Source organism: Streptomyces sp. NPDC008079, assembly GCF_042957385.1.
Lineage (GTDB): Bacteria > Actinomycetota > Actinomycetes > Streptomycetales > Streptomycetaceae > Actinacidiphila.
The window spans coordinates 1-15,924 of sequence record NZ_JBIBIC010000001.1 but is presented as its reverse complement, the minus strand read 5'-3'; the positions used below and the strand labels follow the sequence as shown (position 1 = coordinate 15,924).

Genomic DNA, 15,924 nt, shown 5'->3' with positions numbered 1-15,924 from the left:
AGGCTGTTGGGATGACGCCATCCGAGCAGCCCAAGCCGCCCGCCGCAGACGTCACGGCCGCAGATGTCAGGGCCGAGGACGTCGAGGGGGACGTGACCGACGCGTTCGCCACCGACCTCGCCGCTGACAGCCGTGAGCGAGCGGTCGGTGCGCTGCTGAAAATCCCGGCGCTGCGCAAATTGTGGAGCGCGCAGCTCACCGGGGCGGTGGCGGACCGACTGGGTCTGCTCGTCCTGCTGTGGCTCGCCGTGCAGGCGGCGGTGGCCGACCACGCGTACGGCGGCGGCTACCGGGGCATCGCCTTCGCCACCGCGGCCGTCTTCGGGGCGCGCCTGGTCTCGACGCTGCTGTTCGGCGCCGTCCTGCTCGGCCCGCTGTCGGCGCTGACGTCCGAGAGCGGCCGGCTGGACCGCCGGTGGACGATGATCGGCGCGGACGCCGTACGACTCGGGCTGTTCATCGTCGCGCCGCTGTGGATCACCTGGTCGCAGCACACCGCGCTGACCTGGCTGCTGGTGACCGCCTTCGTCACCGGGGTGGCCGAGCGGCTGTGGGCCGTCGCCAAGGACGGCGCCGCCCCGCTGCTCCTGCCGCCGCCCGGCGACACCTCCGTGCGGCCCGCGCCCGACCACCTGGCGACGCTGCACCGGCTGGACCTGCGGACGAGCTTTGTCGCACTGCCGCTGGCAGCGGCCGGTCTCGTCGTCGTCACACTCGTGAACACGCTGATCGCGGTCGGCGTCACCTGGTTCGACCAGCACCAGGTGGCGCTCGCCTCGTACGTGGCGGCCGGGCTCTTCTCGTCCTCCATGTCGGTGCTCTACCTCCTCGAACTGCCCTCCGGCACGGTGGCGCGTCCTCGCTCCCCGCTCGAAGGGCTGCGGCTGCCCAAGGGCCCCGCGGGCGCCGAGCGCGGCAGGACCGGCGTACTGCCGCTGCTGGTGCTGGCGACCGCCGCGGTCGTCGGCGCGATCGGCGCGGCCGTGGCCGTGGCCGTCCTGCACGCGCTCGCCCTCGGCTTCGGCCCGACCGGCTTCGGCCTGCTCGTCCTGGCCCTCACCGCCGGTACGGTCATCGGCATCCGCCTCGCCCCCCGTACGCTCCCGGCGCTGTCCAGGCGCCGGCTGCTCGCGCTGTCCATCGGCGTCACCGGGCTCGGCCTGCTCCTCACCGGCATCGTCGCCGACCAGACCACCGTCCTGCTGCTCGCGCTGCTGGCCGGCGCCGCGGCGGGCGTCACCGCCAACACCGGGCACATCCTGATCGAGCAGGAAGCCGAGGCGGGACGGCGCGGCCGCACCACCGAGCACCTGCACGCGGTCTCGCGCGCCGTTCTCGCCCTCGCCGTGATCGTCGCGCCGCTGGTCGCCGCCGCGATCGGCCCGCACCGCATCCAGAAGGGTCACTTCACCTTCGACCACGGCGGTGCCGCGTACACGCTGATGCTGATCGGCGCCCTGCTGCTGCCGGTCGCCGCGCTCGTCCTCGGCAAGACCGACGACCGCAGCGGCGTACCGCTCCGGCGTGACCTGCGCGAGGCCCTGACCGGTGCGGAACCGGCCGTCGCCCCCGCCGCCACCGGATTCTTCATCGCCATAGAGGGCGGCGACGGCGCGGGCAAGTCCACCCAGGTCGAAGCCCTCGCCGACTGGATCCGCGCCAAGGGCCACGAGGTCGTCGTCACCCGCGAGCCCGGCGCCACCGCCATCGGCAAGCGCCTGCGCTCCATCCTCCTCGACGTCTCCTCCGGCGGGATCTCGCACCGCGCCGAGGCGCTGCTCTACGCCGCCGACCGCGCCGAGCACATCGACTCCGTCGTCCGCCCCGCCCTCGAACGCGGCGCCGTCGTCATCTCCGACCGCTACATCGACTCCTCCGTCGCCTACCAGGGCGCCGGACGCGACCTCGCCCCCACCGAGATCGCCCGCATCTCCCGCTGGGCCACCGACGGACTCGTCCCGCACCTCACCGTGCTCCTCGACGTCAGCCCCGATGCCGCCCGCGAACGCTTCACCGAAGCGCCCGACCGCCTCGAATCCGAACCCGCCGCCTTCCACCAGCGCGTCCGCGCGGGCTTCCTCACCCTCGCCGCCGCCGACCCCGGCCGCTACCTCGTCGTGGACGGCGCCCAGGACCCCGCCGCCGTCACCACGGTCGTACGCCACCGCCTCGACCAGCTCCTCCCGCTCTCCGCCCAGGAGATCGAGGCCCGCGCCGAGGCCGAGCGCCAGGCCGCCGCCGAGGCCGCGCGCCTCGCCGCCGAAGAGGCCGCCCGCAAGGCCGAGGAAGAGCGCCAGGAGCGCGAGCGGCAGGCCCAGCTCGAACGGCTCCGCCGCGAGGAAGAGGAGCGCCGCCTCGCCGCCGAGGAGGCCACCCGCCGCGAGATCGCCGAGCGCGCCGCCGCCCGTGAGGCCGAGGCCGAACGCCTCCGCGCCGAGGAGGCCGCGCGCATCGCCGCCGAGGAGACGGCTCGCCGCGAGGCCGAGGAGGCCGCCCGGGCGGCCGAGCAGGAACGGCTCCGCCGCCTCGCCGAGGAGCAGGCACGCCTGCGCTCCGAGGCCGACGCGCGCCGCCTCGAAAAGCAGCGCAAGGCGGAGGAGGCCCTTCTCCGCGCCGAGGAGGCCCGCACCGCCGCGGCTGCGGCTGCCGCAGCCGCGAGTGCCGGTTCGGCCGGTTCGGCTGGCTCCTCCGGCTCCTCCGACTCCGAGAAGACCACCGAGCTGCCGCAGACTTCGGACTCGGCCGAAACCACGACGGTCAATGTCGTGCCTCCGCCGCCTTCCTCGGCTCCCGCCGAGGACGAGACGACGGTTCTCCCGGCCGTTCCGGCCGAGCCGGACGTGCCCGCTGGTCCGGGCGCCGATGAGACGGCGGTTCTCCCGGCCGTTCCGGCCGAGCCGGAGGATGCTCCCGCGGAGGGCGCCTCGTCGGCTGACGGCACCACTTCTGACGAGTCGGCTTCGGATGAGGACGGTTCTCGCGAGGACGGTTCTCGCTCTCGCGGAGACAGCCCTCGTGAGGACAGCCCTCGTGAGGACAGTTCCGAGACCACGACGGTGCTCCCGCCGGTCGTACCCCCGGTCGGGTCCCCGGCCTCGGACGACCCGACCGACCGGGTCCCGCCGTGGCTCTTCCGCCCCGAGGATCAGCCGGGCAACGAGCGCACCCGCGAATTCCCCACCGCAGAGACGCCCTCGGCCGCTCCGCGCCGTCCTCGCCCCAACTGGGCCGAGGAGACCCCCCTCGACGACCTGCCCACCCTCGCCGACGAACTCCTCGGCCCTCACGACGACGACCGTCGGCCGCCGGGGCGCTCTTGACCTTTGTCTTTCCCGCCCGCCCACCCGTGCGGGTGTGTTGTCGTCTGCGGGTGCCGCTTGTGCCTGGGTCGGTGCCGGTCCGGGGTACCTCCTCGAAATCCGTATCACCTGGCCTTTCCGCATTCGGTACCCGGTCGTCAACGTATTTCTGCGGGGGCACCCCGCCCCGTCCCCTCCCGGTACGTCGGCGTCCGGCGGTCCGATGGGGGTTGCTGGGGAGGGTAGGGGGTCTTTCCGGCGTGCCGCCCTGCGCCGGTGTGCCCCCTCCGAGTGGGTCGGAGAGCTAGGGCCCTTCCCCAACCGCCCAACAAACCCCTCCGATCACGCCCCCTCCGACTCCCCGCCAACCACCTAGCCCCCGCCATACTGTCGGCTCGCGCAAATCCCGGCCCCCTACCCACCCCGGCCGAACGTCAGGCGTGGCGGGTCCCAGCCCCGGCACCCCACCCACCCCTTCCGCCTGCCCCGGCTGGACGTTGGGGGGAGCAGGTCCCGGTCCTCACCCCCCTCCGCTCACCCCGGGGCGGACCGTCGGCCGTACAGGTCCCGGATCCCCACCCCCCCTCCGCCCACCCGGCTGGACGTCAGGTGAGGCGAGGCCCGCACCCCACCCAGCCCCTTTCGCCCACCCCGCCGGGAGGTCGGGGGGCGCAGGGGCCGCACCCCCACCCACCCCCCTCCGCCACCCCCACCGGACAGGCGGACGCCGACGTACCGGGAGGGGACGGGCCGGGGTGCCCCCGCAGAAATGCGGTGACAGGGAGGGTGCCGGATACACAGGTACCAGGTAGCCGCATTTCGAGGAGGTGCCCCGGACCGGCACCGACCCAGGCACAAGCGGCACCCGCAGACGAAAAAGCACCCGCACGGGTGGGCGGGCGGGGAGAACCCCCACCCCCACCCAAGGGCGAAGGTTCGCTCTTTTGGGGCGCCGTCCGCGAAGATGACCCCGTGCGGTATCGGATTCTTGGGGTCACGGAGGCCCGCCCCTCCGACGACGGGCCCGAAATCGGCCTGGGCGGCAGCCGCCTGCGAGCCGTCCTCGCGGTGCTGGCCCTCAACGTGGGCCGCCCCGTACCCCCCGAAGCCCTCATCGAACAGGTCTGGGCGGCCGACCCCCCGGCGGACGCCGCCGGCGCCCTGCAAGCCCTGATGTCGCGGCTGCGACGAGCCCTGGGCCGGGACGCCGTCGTCTCGGAACCCGGCGGCTACCGCCTGGTCACCCCCCGCGACTCGGTGGACCTGTACGAGTTCGAACGCCTCGCCCGCGAGGGCGATACGGCCCTGGCGGCCGGAGACGCCGCGACGGCGGCCGACACCCTGACCCGCGCCCTCACCCTGTGGCGCGGCCCGGCCCTGGCCGACCTCCCGGACCGTGCGTCCGCCGCGGCCCGCCCCGAAGCCCTGAAACTGGCCGCCCTGCGGAACAGGGTGGAAGCCGACCTCCGCCTCGGCAGGGCGGCGGACACCCTCCCCGGCCTGCGCGCGGCCGTGGCAGAGCACCCGCTGGACGAGTCGTTCAGGGCCCAGTTGATGCGGGCGTTGCACGCGGAGGGCAGGACGGCCGACGCCCTGGCGGCGTACGAGGAGACCAGGACCGTACTCGCGGAAGCGCTCGGCACCGATCCGGGCCCGGAACTGCGGTCGCTGCACGGCGAGTTGCTGCGGCGCAGGCCGCCGCCCCCCGCGCAGGGCAACATCCGCGCCCGCCTCACCAGCTTCGTCGGCCGCGAGGCCGAACTCGACGACATCAGAAGCGACTTGGCCGCGGCCCGGCTGGTGACGCTGACCGGCCCCGGCGGGTCGGGCAAGACGCGCCTGGCGCAGGAGGCGGGCGACGCGGCGGCGCGCCGCCACCCTGACGGCGTGTGGCTGGTCGAACTCGCCCCGCTGGACGACCCCTCGGCGGTCCCGCACGCCGTGCTGAGCGCCCTCGGTCGCCGCGACACGCTGCTGCTCGGCGGCGCGGGCCGCGACCAGTTCCTGTCCGAGGCGTCGCACGGCGAGGACCCGCTGGCCCGGCTGCTCGAACACTGCGCGCAGCGCCGCCTGTTGCTGGTGCTCGACAACTGCGAGCACCTGATCGGCGCCGCCGCCTCCCTCGCCGCCGAACTGCTGGCGGCCTGCCCCGGCGTGGCCGTACTGGCCACGAGCCGCGAGCCGTTGGGCGTACCGGGCGAGGTCGTACGCCCGGTGGAGCCGCTGCCGCCCGCGACCGCGTACCGGCTGTTCGCCGACCGCGCGGCGACCGTACGCGCGGACGCCCGCCTCACCACGGCGGAGAACGACGCTGCCGTACGCGAGATCTGCCGCCGTCTCGACGGCCTGCCGCTGGCCATCGAGCTGGCCGCGGCCCGGCTGCGGGCCCTGTCGCCGCGGCAGATCGCGGACCGGCTGGACGACCGGTTCCGGCTGCTGACCAGCGGCAGCCGTACGGTGCTGCCGCGCCAGCAGACGCTGCGGGCGGTGGTCGACTGGAGCTGGGAGCTGCTGACCGAGCGGGAGCGTACGACGCTGCGCGGGCTGAGCGTCTTCTCCGGCGGCTGCACGCTGTCGGCCGCCGAGGCGGTGTGCGGTCCCGACGCGCTGGAGACGGTGGCCCAACTGGTGGACAAATCCCTGGTGGTGGCGGTCCACGCGCCCACTCCCGGCCAGGACGTCCGCTACCGCCTGCTGGAGACGATCCACGAGTACGCCGGCGAGCGCGCCGCCGAGCGGCCCGAGGAACTGGCCGCGGCCGAGCGACGGCACACCGCGTACTTCCGCGAACTGGCCCGCACGGCCGACTCCGAACTGCGCGGCGCCGACCAACTCCACTGGCTGGAAGTGCTGGAGACGGAGCTGGACAACGTCCGCGCCGCGCTGAACCGCCTGGTCGAGCCGCCCTCAGGCGGGAAAGAGGACACCGGGAGCCAGGACGCGGAGCTGGACGCGATCACGATCGCGCTGTCCATGGGCTGGTTCTGGTGGCTGCGCAATTACCGCGACGAAGCGGACGCCTGGTTGGAAAGGGTGACGGAGCTGGGCGGCGACCCCCCGCCCGACCCGGCGGACCGGATGTTCTGGCCACGCCTGGACCTGCGGATGCTGCACTTCTTCGTGAAGAGCGACCACGCCTCGGAGGCGCAGTGGTCCTCGGCCGACTCGCGGGCGATGGCCGCGCTGCTGGCGGCGGCGTACAGCCAGGGCGGCCCGCCCGCGGCGCGCTTCCCCGGCATGCTGTGGCCGTTCACCACGTATCTGCTCGGCAGGGACGAGGAGATCGGCCGGCACGCCGACACCGTCGTCGCCAACTGCCGTGAGTACGGCGGCGAGTGGGAGATCGCGGTGGCGCTGATGCTCCGTACGCACATCGCCGTGGACACCCCGGGCGGGCTCGCGCGGATCGACGCCGACTGGGCGGAGCTCCAGGAGCGCAGGGAACGGCTCGGCGACCGCTGGATCCGCGCCCAAGTGCACGGCGCGAGCGCCGAGATCGAGGTCGTCCGCGGGCAGTACGCGGCGGCGCACGCCGACTTCGAGGCCGCGCACCGGCTCGGCCGGGAGCTGGGCGCGGACGGCGAAGGGGCCTTCCTGCTGGCCCGGATGGGGGAGTTGGCGCACCGCCGCGGGGACGACGAGGAGGCGCGCAAGCTGGTCGAGCAGGCCGGGGAGGAAGCCGAGCTGTACAGCGTGTGGGACGCCCGCACGTACATCCGCTACCTCAAGGCGCTGCTGCTCCTGCGCCGGGGCGAGCCGCGGCAGGCCAGGGAGCTGTGCGAGACGGCGGTCGGGCACCTGGCGGACGGTACGCCGCCGCCGACGTTCAAGGTGCTGCTCGCGAGCCTGGGCGCGCGGATCACGGCGGCCGAGGGCGACCCGGTGGCGGCGCTGCTCGGTCTCGCCGAGTCGGCGAGCCTGGCGCTGGCGGAGGGCTGCACGGAGCCGGTGGTGGGCGCGCAGCTCGACTCGGCGGCCGAGGTGCTGGTCGAGCTGGGCGACCTGCGGTCGGCGGCCCGGATGTCGGCGGCGTCCTCGGCCGTACGCGGGCCGCTGCCGCGCACCGTGCCCGAGCTGGTCACCGCCGACGCCGTGGAGGAGCGGGCCAGGGCGGGCCTCGGCGACGGCGAATGGGCGGCGGCCTGCGCGGAGGGCGCGGTGCTGGACGCTTCAGAGGCGGTGGCGGCGCTGCTGGAGACGGCGCACGCGATGGCGGCGGGCTCGTAGGCGGAGCGGGGGCGTACGGCCGTACGGGAATAGGTCCCGCGCGCGTCCTCGTTGACGACACAGACCTTGATTGAGCATTCAAGGAATAGCCAGCGCCCGCCTACGCCCGGAAGTGAAAAGCCTTGAAAGTTGAGATCTACTCCGATATCGCCTGCCCCTGGTGCTACCTCGGAAAATCCCGCTTCGAGCGCGCCCTCGCCGCTTTCCCGCAGGGAGATTCGGTCGAGGTGGTCTACCGGCCATTCCAGCTCGACCCGACCGCGCCCGAGAGCCCGCAGCCGCACCGCGAGGTGCTGGCGAGGAAATTCGGGCCGCAGGCCGTGGCCATGGACGACCGGCTCGCCTCGATGGGCGCCGCCGAAGGGCTGACCTTCGACTTCGACACGGTCGTGGAGAACAACTCGCTGCTCGCCCACCGCCTGCTGCGCTTCGCCCTGGACACGTACGGCCCCGAGACCCAGAACCGGCTCAAGGGCCGCCTGATGACCGGGCACTTCGGCGAGGGCCTGGACATCGGCGACCGTACGGCCCTGACGGACGCGGCCGTCGCGGCCGGCCTCGACCGGGACGCGGTCGCCGCCTTCCTCGCCGGTGACGACCTGCGCGACGAGGTCGTGGCGGAGATCGACCAGGCCCGGCAGATCGGCATCACGGCCGTGCCGACCTTCGTCTTCGAGGGCAAGTGGGCGGTGCAGGGCGGCCAGGAGACGTCCGTCTTCCTCCAGGCGCTCGAACAGGTCGCCAAGGACTCGGCCGCCGAGGCCGCTGCCCTCGCCGGTACGGAGGACGCGGCCGCCGACGCCGCCTGCGCCGACGGCGTGTGCGCGGTCCCGCCGGCCACCACCGCGGACGCACCGGCCGCGAACAGCTAATCGGTTCATGACCGCAGAGCGCTCATCGCCGAGAGCGCTCGTGACCGCAGAGCACTCATCGCCGAGAGCGCTCCTGGCCGCAGAACCCATGGCCCGGGCGCTCTCTGTACGAAAACGCCCGGAGCCCGCGGACCGGCCGCCCGCGGACCGGCCGCCCGCGGACCGGCCGCCTACGAGCAGCTGATCACCGAATCCGCCCAGTCGGCCAGATTCGCCAGCCCGAGACCGGGCCCGCCGCCGTGCCGCCCCTCGGGATCGACCACCAGCCGGATCGTCTTGTACCCGGTGATCCCGACGTGCACGGGCACGGCCGCGTCGCCGCCGCGTACGACACCCGACCGCCACAGCCGGGTGTCGTCGCCGTACACCGAGAAGCTGGCCGCGCCGAAGCGCCCGGTCAGGCCGTCGATCCCGGCCCGCGCGTCATAGGTGACGCATGCCTGGTTCAGGTCGATGGTCAGCGACGACGGCGCGTGGACGGTGATGCCGTGCTCGTACTGCGTACCGCCGATCGTCAGGCCCCAGCGGTTCCACCACCAGCTCGTGACCGACGGCCGGATCGTCGGCCCGGAGGTGTCACCGAAACCGCTGATGCCCAGCGAATTGACCTTGTACGCGGTCGGCGCGGGCGGCGGAGGGGTCGGTGTCGGTGTCGGGGTCGGCGTGGGGGTCGTCGGGGCTGGCGCGGGCGGCGGAGGGACGACCGGCTTCGGCTTCGGCTTCGGCGCGGGCTTGGGACTCGGCTTCGCCGGGGTCGGCTTCGGCTTCGGCGGCGGAGTCGTCTTCTCGACCGGCTGGACGGGCGGCGGAGGGACGACCGGCTTCGGCTTCGGCGCGGGTTTCGGCGCGGGCGGCGGGGGAGTGGTCACCACCGCGACCGGCGGCGGCTTGGGCTGGGCCTTCGGCGGCGCCTTCTCGTGGCCCCCGGTGAGGGCCAGCGCGAACGCCGCCGCCGCGGCGGCGACCACCACGGCCGCGGCGATACCGACCTTGGCGGGCGCGCCGAGCCCTTCGGACGCGGCGCCTCCCGCGGCCGCGCCGCCCGCGCTCGACGTCGTACCCGACCCGGCAGCGGCGGCGGCCACGCCTCCCGCGGCCCCCGCCGCGCCGACCGCTCCGCCGACCGCGACGATCCCGGCGGCCTTGGCGGCGTAGACGGCGGCGAACCAGCCGATGTACGCGACCGGCAGCAGCCCCTTGAGCGCCGAGTTGAGGTCGGCCAGCTCCAGCGAGGCGGCCGTGCACCGCTCGCACTCCTTCAGGTGCCTGCTCAACTCGCGGTCCGCGCGCATCCGCAGGCCCCCGCGCGCGTGCGCGCCGAGCCGGTCGGCGTACCGCGCGCACTCGCCCTCGGCGGTCAGCGTGGAGCTGACGTGCGCCTGGAGATACGCCTGGCGCAGGCCCTCGCGGGCCCGGTGGGCCAGGACGGCCGTGGCGTTGGGCGTGAGGCCGAGCAGCGGCGCGATAGCGGACGGCGACTCGTCCTCGACGGCGGTGTGCCACAGCACGGTCTGCCAGCGCTCGGGGAGCGTACGGAACGCCTGGATGGCCAGCGTCTGCTCGGCCTCCTGCATGGCCCGTACGTCCGCGCCGAGTTCGTTGGTGTCCTCGGTGGCCGTCGAGCCCGCCGCGGAGACGGCGAAGACGGCGAAGTCCTCGACCAGGTGCTCACGCTTGGCGGTGTTGCCCCAGGACGCGGCGACCCGGCGCACCGTGGTGAGCAGATACGCGCGGACCGCCGACTCGGGGCCGCTGCCGCCGCGGATCGCCTGGAGCGTACGGGCGAAGACCTCGCCGGTCAGATCCTCCGCGGTGTGCGCGTCCCGGCAGCAGGTGCGTGCGTAGCGGCGAACCGATTCGGCATGCCGCCGGTACAGCTCCTCGTAGGCGCTGTCCTGCCCGCCGCGCACCCGGGCCACCAACTCGGCGTCGGACAGCGCGGATTCGAGGGCGTCGGCCTCGGCGGAGGCGGTGTGCGCGGGATGGCCCTGGACGGAGAGCAGGTCGTCGTCGGCCGGCGCCTCGGTGGCCGGTGCCTTGGTGCCCGGTGTCCCGGCGGACGGCGGCGCGGCGGGGGCGGGTACGCGGCCGGGCTCCGGGTCGGCGGTACGGCCCGGCTCGCGGTCCGTGCCCCAGTCGGTCTCACGCGCGCCGTCGCCAGTCCCCTCGCGGGCTTCCTCGCGGACGTCGTCGCGTGCGGCCGGGTCGCGCTGCCCCGGCACTTCGCGCTGCCCCGGCACCCTGCGCGAGGGCAGCCCGTCGCCGGTCTCCGGGCCCGCGGCGGGAGCGCCGGACTCGCCGTTTGCCTCTTCCACGGGGCAAGCGTGGCACAGGAGGGCGGGCCGGGGTCACGGGATACCGGGGAACCACTCATCCGTGGAGAGATCGTTCACGATTCCTCTACGTTCACCCGATCGGTGGAGCGCGTGACGCCGACCCGAGTGGCGCCGGGTCGCGCGACGTCCCGCCGCGTGACTCCGAGCGCCCTGTGCCGAGCCGTTTATATCGAGCCGGGTCCTTGAGCCGAGCCGTGTTGCTCGGCTGATCCGAGTCGCTGAGCCCGGCGCTGTCGTAGCGCCCCGGCCCCGCGGGGTGAGCCGCGCCGCGTTACGCCGGCTCCTGACCGTCCGTCACGCCCTCGCCCCGCGCCGCCGCGCCCTCGCCCCGCGCCGCCGCGCCCCCTGACGGGGTGTCGGCGGCCCGCTCGCCGGGCCGCGAGCGCAGCCCGTCCAGCAGGATGTCCAACAGCCGCGCCGAGGCCGCCGCCTGCTGCTCGGGGTCGGGCAGCGAAGGCGCCGAGGTGGCGATGACCAGCAGGACGTCGGCCACCGACACGTCGAGGCGCAACTCGCCCGCCTCGCGCGCCCGGTCCACGAGCCGTCCGACGACGTCGAGCAGTGCCCGTATGCCGTCCTGGTCGCTGCTCCGGTCGGCGCCGCCGTCGCTTCCGCCGATGTCGTCACGGCCCGCGTGGTCCGCGACCTCACCGGCCGTACCCGTGACCGTGCCCGCAACCGGACCCGTGCCCGCTGACGTCGGCGCCGCGACGCTCCCGGCCGCCGTCGCGAACGGATTGCGCTGCTGCGGCACCCGGTTCGGCTCGACGCCCAGCGGCGACGTACCGCCGTGCTCCGTACCGGCGCCCGTCGACGGACTCTGCACCCGCAGTACCTGCGGCGGCAGCAGCCGCCCGGCGCCCGAGGCGACCGAGGTGCGCAGGAAGCGCGCCAGCGCCGACCACGCCTCGTTCTCCTGGCCGAGCGCCGTACGCGCCTGCTCGGTCAGCCGCGCCGTCTCCTCCTCGGCGATCCGCCTGACCAGCACGTCCTTGCTCGGGAAACGGCGGTAGACCGTACCCACGCCGACCCGCGCGCGGCGGGCGACGTCCTCCATCGGAGCCCCGTACCCCGACTCGCCGAAGACTTCACGCGCGGCCCGCAGTACGTGTTCCAGATTGCGCTGCGCGTCGACGCGCAGCGGTGCCGGACGGTTTCCGCCGACGGCGCCGTCCGAACCGGCCGCGGCCGTCGTCCACTGAGAGTCCTGAATGTGCATATACGTATCCCCCGGAAAATTCGCGTCTCCCCCCGGAGACTCCCCGCTCATGGGCGATCATCAGTACGCGTCCCCCGCAGTACTACGAGATACGAACATAGTTGAGCCCACGTCAAGAAAGAAGGGGGTTGTGATCCGACCGGCGCGCGCCCCCGATCGGAGCAACGGGCACCGTGCACTTCCGCGCGGCCTTTGCCCGGTGATGGGTGCACCGCTGACCTGCTGCGTCGCCGAACCCGTCGAAGAAACCGGGGAATCATCACGTCCGCGCTGTGGACAAACGGCTATGGTCCATTGCGTCATGGAGCAATGACGGAGTCGGCAGCGAGGAACAGAGCAGGCATCCCGCGCATTCTCGTGGTGGGCGGTGGCTATGTCGGGATGTACACCGCACTGCGGTTGCAGCGGAAGCTCAAGCGCGACGAGGCCGAAGTCGTCGTCGTCGAACCGCAGCCGTACATGACCTACCAGCCCTTCCTGCCCGAGGCCGCCGCCGGATCCATCTCCCCTCGCCATGTCGTCGTACCGCTGCGGCGGGTGCTCGGCAAGTGCCGGATCGTGGTGGGCGAGGCGCGCGGCATCGATCACGCCAAGCGCGTCGCGAGCATCGCCACCCCGGTCACCGACGAGGAGGGCGGCGACCTGCTGGAGCTGGCGTACGACCAGCTCGTGATTGCGCCGGGCTCGGTCTCCCGCACCCTCCCGGTCCCCGGACTCGCCGAGCACGGCATCGGTTTCAAGACCGTCGAGGAGGCGATCGGGCTGCGCAACCACGTGCTGGAACAGCTCGACATCGCCTCCTCCACCCGTGACGTCGACGTCCGCGAGGCCGCGCTGACCTTCGTCTTCGTCGGCGGCGGATACGCGGGCGTCGAAGCGCTCGGCGAGCTGGAGAACATGGCGCGCTACGCCGTGCGGTACTACCACAACATCCGCCCCGAGGACATGAGATGGGTCCTGGTCGAGGCATCCGGCCGGATCCTGCCCGAGGTCGGCGAGGAGATGGGCAAGTACGCGATCCGCGAGCTGCGCGGGCGCAACGTCGACATCCGGCTGGAGACGCGGCTGGAGTCGTGCGAGAACCGGATCGCCGTACTGTCCGACGGCGAACGGCTGCCCACCAGGACGGTGGTCTGGACGGCGGGCGTCAAACCGCACCCGGTGCTGGCCGCGACGGACCTGCCGCTCACCGACCGCGGACGGCTGCGCGCCGAGGCCACCTTGCGGATCGCCGGTTCGGAGACGGCGTGGGCGGCGGGCGACGCGGCGGCCGTGCCCGACCTGACGGCGCGGGAGCCCGGCACCGACTGCGCCCCCAACGCCCAGCACGCCCTGCGGCAGGCCCGCGTCCTGGCCGACAACGTCCTGGCGACCCTGCGCGGCCGGCCGCTGACCGAATACCGCCACAAGTACGCGGGCTCGGTCGCCTCGCTCGGGCTGCACGAGGGTGTCGCCTTCATCTACGGGCGCAAACTCAAGGGTTACCCGGCCTGGTTCATGCACCGCGCCTACCACCTCAGCCGCGTCCCCACCTTCAACCGCAAGGCCCGTGTCCTGGCGGAATGGCTGCTCGCGGGGCTCTTCAAGCGCGAGATCGTCTCGCTCGGCTCACTGGAACACCCGCGCGCCGAATTCGAACTGGCCGCCGGATCGCACCGCGATCCCGACGCCCCCTGACCCGCCCCGGACGCCGCGCGATTCCCCCCGGGGGCGCCAGTCGGCCACACTGGTGGTGTGACCACGCGTGCGCCAGCACCTGCAAAGAGTGACAAATACGAGGAATCGGACGTTTGAACCTTACGCGTTGGAGCGCCCGGCTCCCCGGAACACAGCGACGCAGTGCCGTACCCGCGGCGCGCGCCAAAGTCGGCGACCCCGTGCGCGCCGACGCGGCCGACCCCGCGACGGCACCGCAGGACGCGGGCAGCGGCGCCGCCCCTGACGCCGACCCCGAAGGCACCCGCCAGGCCCCCGGCCCACCGGCCGGTCGGGCCACGGGTCCCGTCCCCGCCGCCGCCGGCGCCGGCGCCGTCACCGACGAACCGTCAGTCACCGGCGTCCTCAGCCGCCTTCCGGCCCTCATCGCCGTCACACACGGCCCCGCCCACCGCGTGGACTTCGTCAACGACGCCTACACGGAGGTCTTCGGCGCCCGCACCACCGGCGCCTCGGCCCGCGAGGCGCTGCCCGAACTCGACGAGCTCGGCCTGCTCCCGCTCATGGACCAGGTCCACCGCAGCGGCAAACCGCGCACCGTCAAGGCCCGCAAGGTGGTCGGCGGCGACGACCGCTCACCCGCCAAGCCCGGCTACTTCACCTTCACCTGCACCCCCGTCAGGGCGGGCGACCCCGACCCCGAGCGCCGCGGCGTCCTGGTCTTCGCCGCCGACGTCACCGACCAGGTGCACTCCGCCGAGCGCCTGCGCGAGAGCGAACGCCGCCTCCACGAGACCGCCGTCACCCTCCAGCGCAGCCTCCTCCCGCAGGAGCTCGAACAGCCCGACGACCTCCGCGTCGCCGCCACCTACCAGCCCGGCGGCACCGACGCGGCCGTCGGCGGCGACTGGTACGACGTGATCACCCTCGGCGCGGGACGCACCGCCCTGGTCATTGGCGACGTGATGGGCCGGGGCGTCCGTGCCGCGGCCGTCATGGGCCAGCTCCGTACCGCCGTACGCGCCTACGCCCGGCTCGACCTGCCGCCGCACGAGGTCATCCAGCTCCTGGACGGCCTCGCCTCGGAGATCGACGCCACCCAGATCGCCACCTGCGTCTACGCCGTGCACGACCCCAGCGAGGGCCGCCTGTCGTACGCCACCGCGGGACACCTGCCGATCCTGATCCGCGACCCGGACGGCACCGTCCGCCGCGCCGACGAACCCACCGGACCGCCGCTCGGCACCGGCGGCTGGATCCACACCTCGGGCTCGGTCGCCCTCGGCCCCGGCTGCACCGCCGTCCTGTACACCGACGGCCTGATCGAGCGGCGTGGCGAGGACATCGATGTCGGTGTGGACGCCCTGATGTCGGCCCTGTCCGGCGCCACCGGCGCGCCCCAGGTGATCTGCGACCGCCTGATGCGCGCCCTCGGCGTCACCTCGGAACACGACGACGACGTGGCCGTCCTCGTCCTCCAGTACCCGGACCACACCGGCAGCGAGGCCGAGCTCTTCCGCAACGCCTCGCTCGAACTCCTCGGCGGCGTCGAGGCCGCACCCCGCGCCCGCGCCTTCGCCTCCGGGGTGCTCGCCTCCTGGCGCTTCCCCGTCGAACTGCGCGACCTCGGCGTCCTCGCGGCCAGCGAACTCGTCGCCAACTCCCTCAAGCACGGCACCCCGCCCATGCGGCTGCGGCTGCGCCGCACCGACCGGCGGCTGATCATCGAGGTCACCGACGGCGACGACCACCTGCCGCGCCGCCGCCGCGCGGAACCCGGCGACGAGGCCGGGCGCGGCATCTCGATCATCGCCACCGTCGCCTCGTCCTGGGGCTCCCGCCGCACGCCGGGCGGCGGCAAGGCCGTCTGGTGCGAATTCGCCCTGCCGGGCTGAGGGTGCCCACGGGGTGAGGCGGGCGGGGTGACGGTGTCCCCGCCGCTGGGCCGGGTCCGGGGCCGTTGGGGGTCCGGATCCGTTCGGGTCCGAGTCCGTTCGGGTCCGAGTCCGTTCGGGTCCGGGGCCGTTCGGGTCCGGGGCCGACCGCCTGGCCGAGGGCCGGGAAGGCCCTCGGGCCGGAGGGGCGGGGGCGGCGACTACCGGGAGACGGTCGTGGCCGGTTCCGGTCGCGCTTCGGCCGTGGCGCCGACGGGCGCGGCCGGTATTCGGGCCGCCGGGTCGGCTGCCGCGGTCACCCGCGAGTCCAGGTCTAGGTCTAGGTCTAGGTGTATTGACCTGGAGGGTTGTTGACGCGGGTGATGGGTGGCTGGCCGCCGAGTGCGGTGTGGGTGCGGTGGTGGTTGTAGGTGTGGAGGA

At 74.1% G+C, this 15,924-nt stretch carries 7 protein-coding genes; 5 read left to right on the top strand and 2 right to left on the bottom strand.

Annotation, left to right across the window (positions count from 1 at the left end; all coding sequences use genetic code 11):
- Window positions 1-11: 11 nt before the first annotated feature.
- From tmk to ACFZAM_RS00025, 3 genes are all read left to right on the top strand, one after another.
- Entirely contained in the window at window positions 12-3,320 is a 3,309-nt protein-coding gene (gene tmk / locus ACFZAM_RS00035) for a dTMP kinase (RefSeq protein ID WP_391041508.1), read from the top strand.
- Window positions 3,321-4,271: 951 nt separating this feature from the next.
- Complete coding sequence (locus ACFZAM_RS00030; protein ID WP_391041506.1) at window positions 4,272-7,526, top strand: BTAD domain-containing putative transcriptional regulator; 3,255 nt, start codon at window positions 4,272-4,274, stop codon at window positions 7,524-7,526.
- A gap of 122 nt (window positions 7,527-7,648) precedes the next feature.
- Entirely contained in the window at window positions 7,649-8,398 is a 750-nt protein-coding gene (locus ACFZAM_RS00025) for a DsbA family protein (protein WP_391041504.1), read from the top strand.
- A gap of 170 nt (window positions 8,399-8,568) precedes the next feature.
- Here ACFZAM_RS00025 and ACFZAM_RS00020 read toward each other — a convergent pair whose 3' ends face one another.
- Together ACFZAM_RS00020 and ACFZAM_RS00015 are read right to left on the bottom strand one after the other, a co-directional pair.
- Window positions 8,569-10,713 (bottom strand): sigma-70 family RNA polymerase sigma factor, encoded by a 2,145-nt coding sequence (locus ACFZAM_RS00020; protein ID WP_391041502.1) that lies wholly within the window; start codon window positions 10,711-10,713, stop codon window positions 8,569-8,571.
- A 292-nt stretch (window positions 10,714-11,005) separates the two neighbouring features.
- Complete coding sequence (locus ACFZAM_RS00015; RefSeq protein WP_391041500.1) at window positions 11,006-11,953, bottom strand: TetR family transcriptional regulator; 948 nt, start codon at window positions 11,951-11,953, stop codon at window positions 11,006-11,008.
- Between the two features lie 309 nt (window positions 11,954-12,262).
- Between ACFZAM_RS00015 and ACFZAM_RS00010 the strand changes: the two genes are divergently transcribed.
- Together ACFZAM_RS00010 and ACFZAM_RS00005 are read left to right on the top strand one after the other, a co-directional pair.
- Complete coding sequence (locus tag ACFZAM_RS00010; RefSeq protein ID WP_391041498.1) at window positions 12,263-13,630, top strand: FAD-dependent oxidoreductase; 1,368 nt, start codon at window positions 12,263-12,265, stop codon at window positions 13,628-13,630.
- Window positions 13,631-13,743: 113 nt separating this feature from the next.
- Window positions 13,744-15,504, top strand: coding sequence for a SpoIIE family protein phosphatase (locus ACFZAM_RS00005; protein ID WP_391041496.1), 1,761 nt, complete (start codon window positions 13,744-13,746; stop codon window positions 15,502-15,504).
- Window positions 15,505-15,924: the final 420 nt, after the last annotated feature.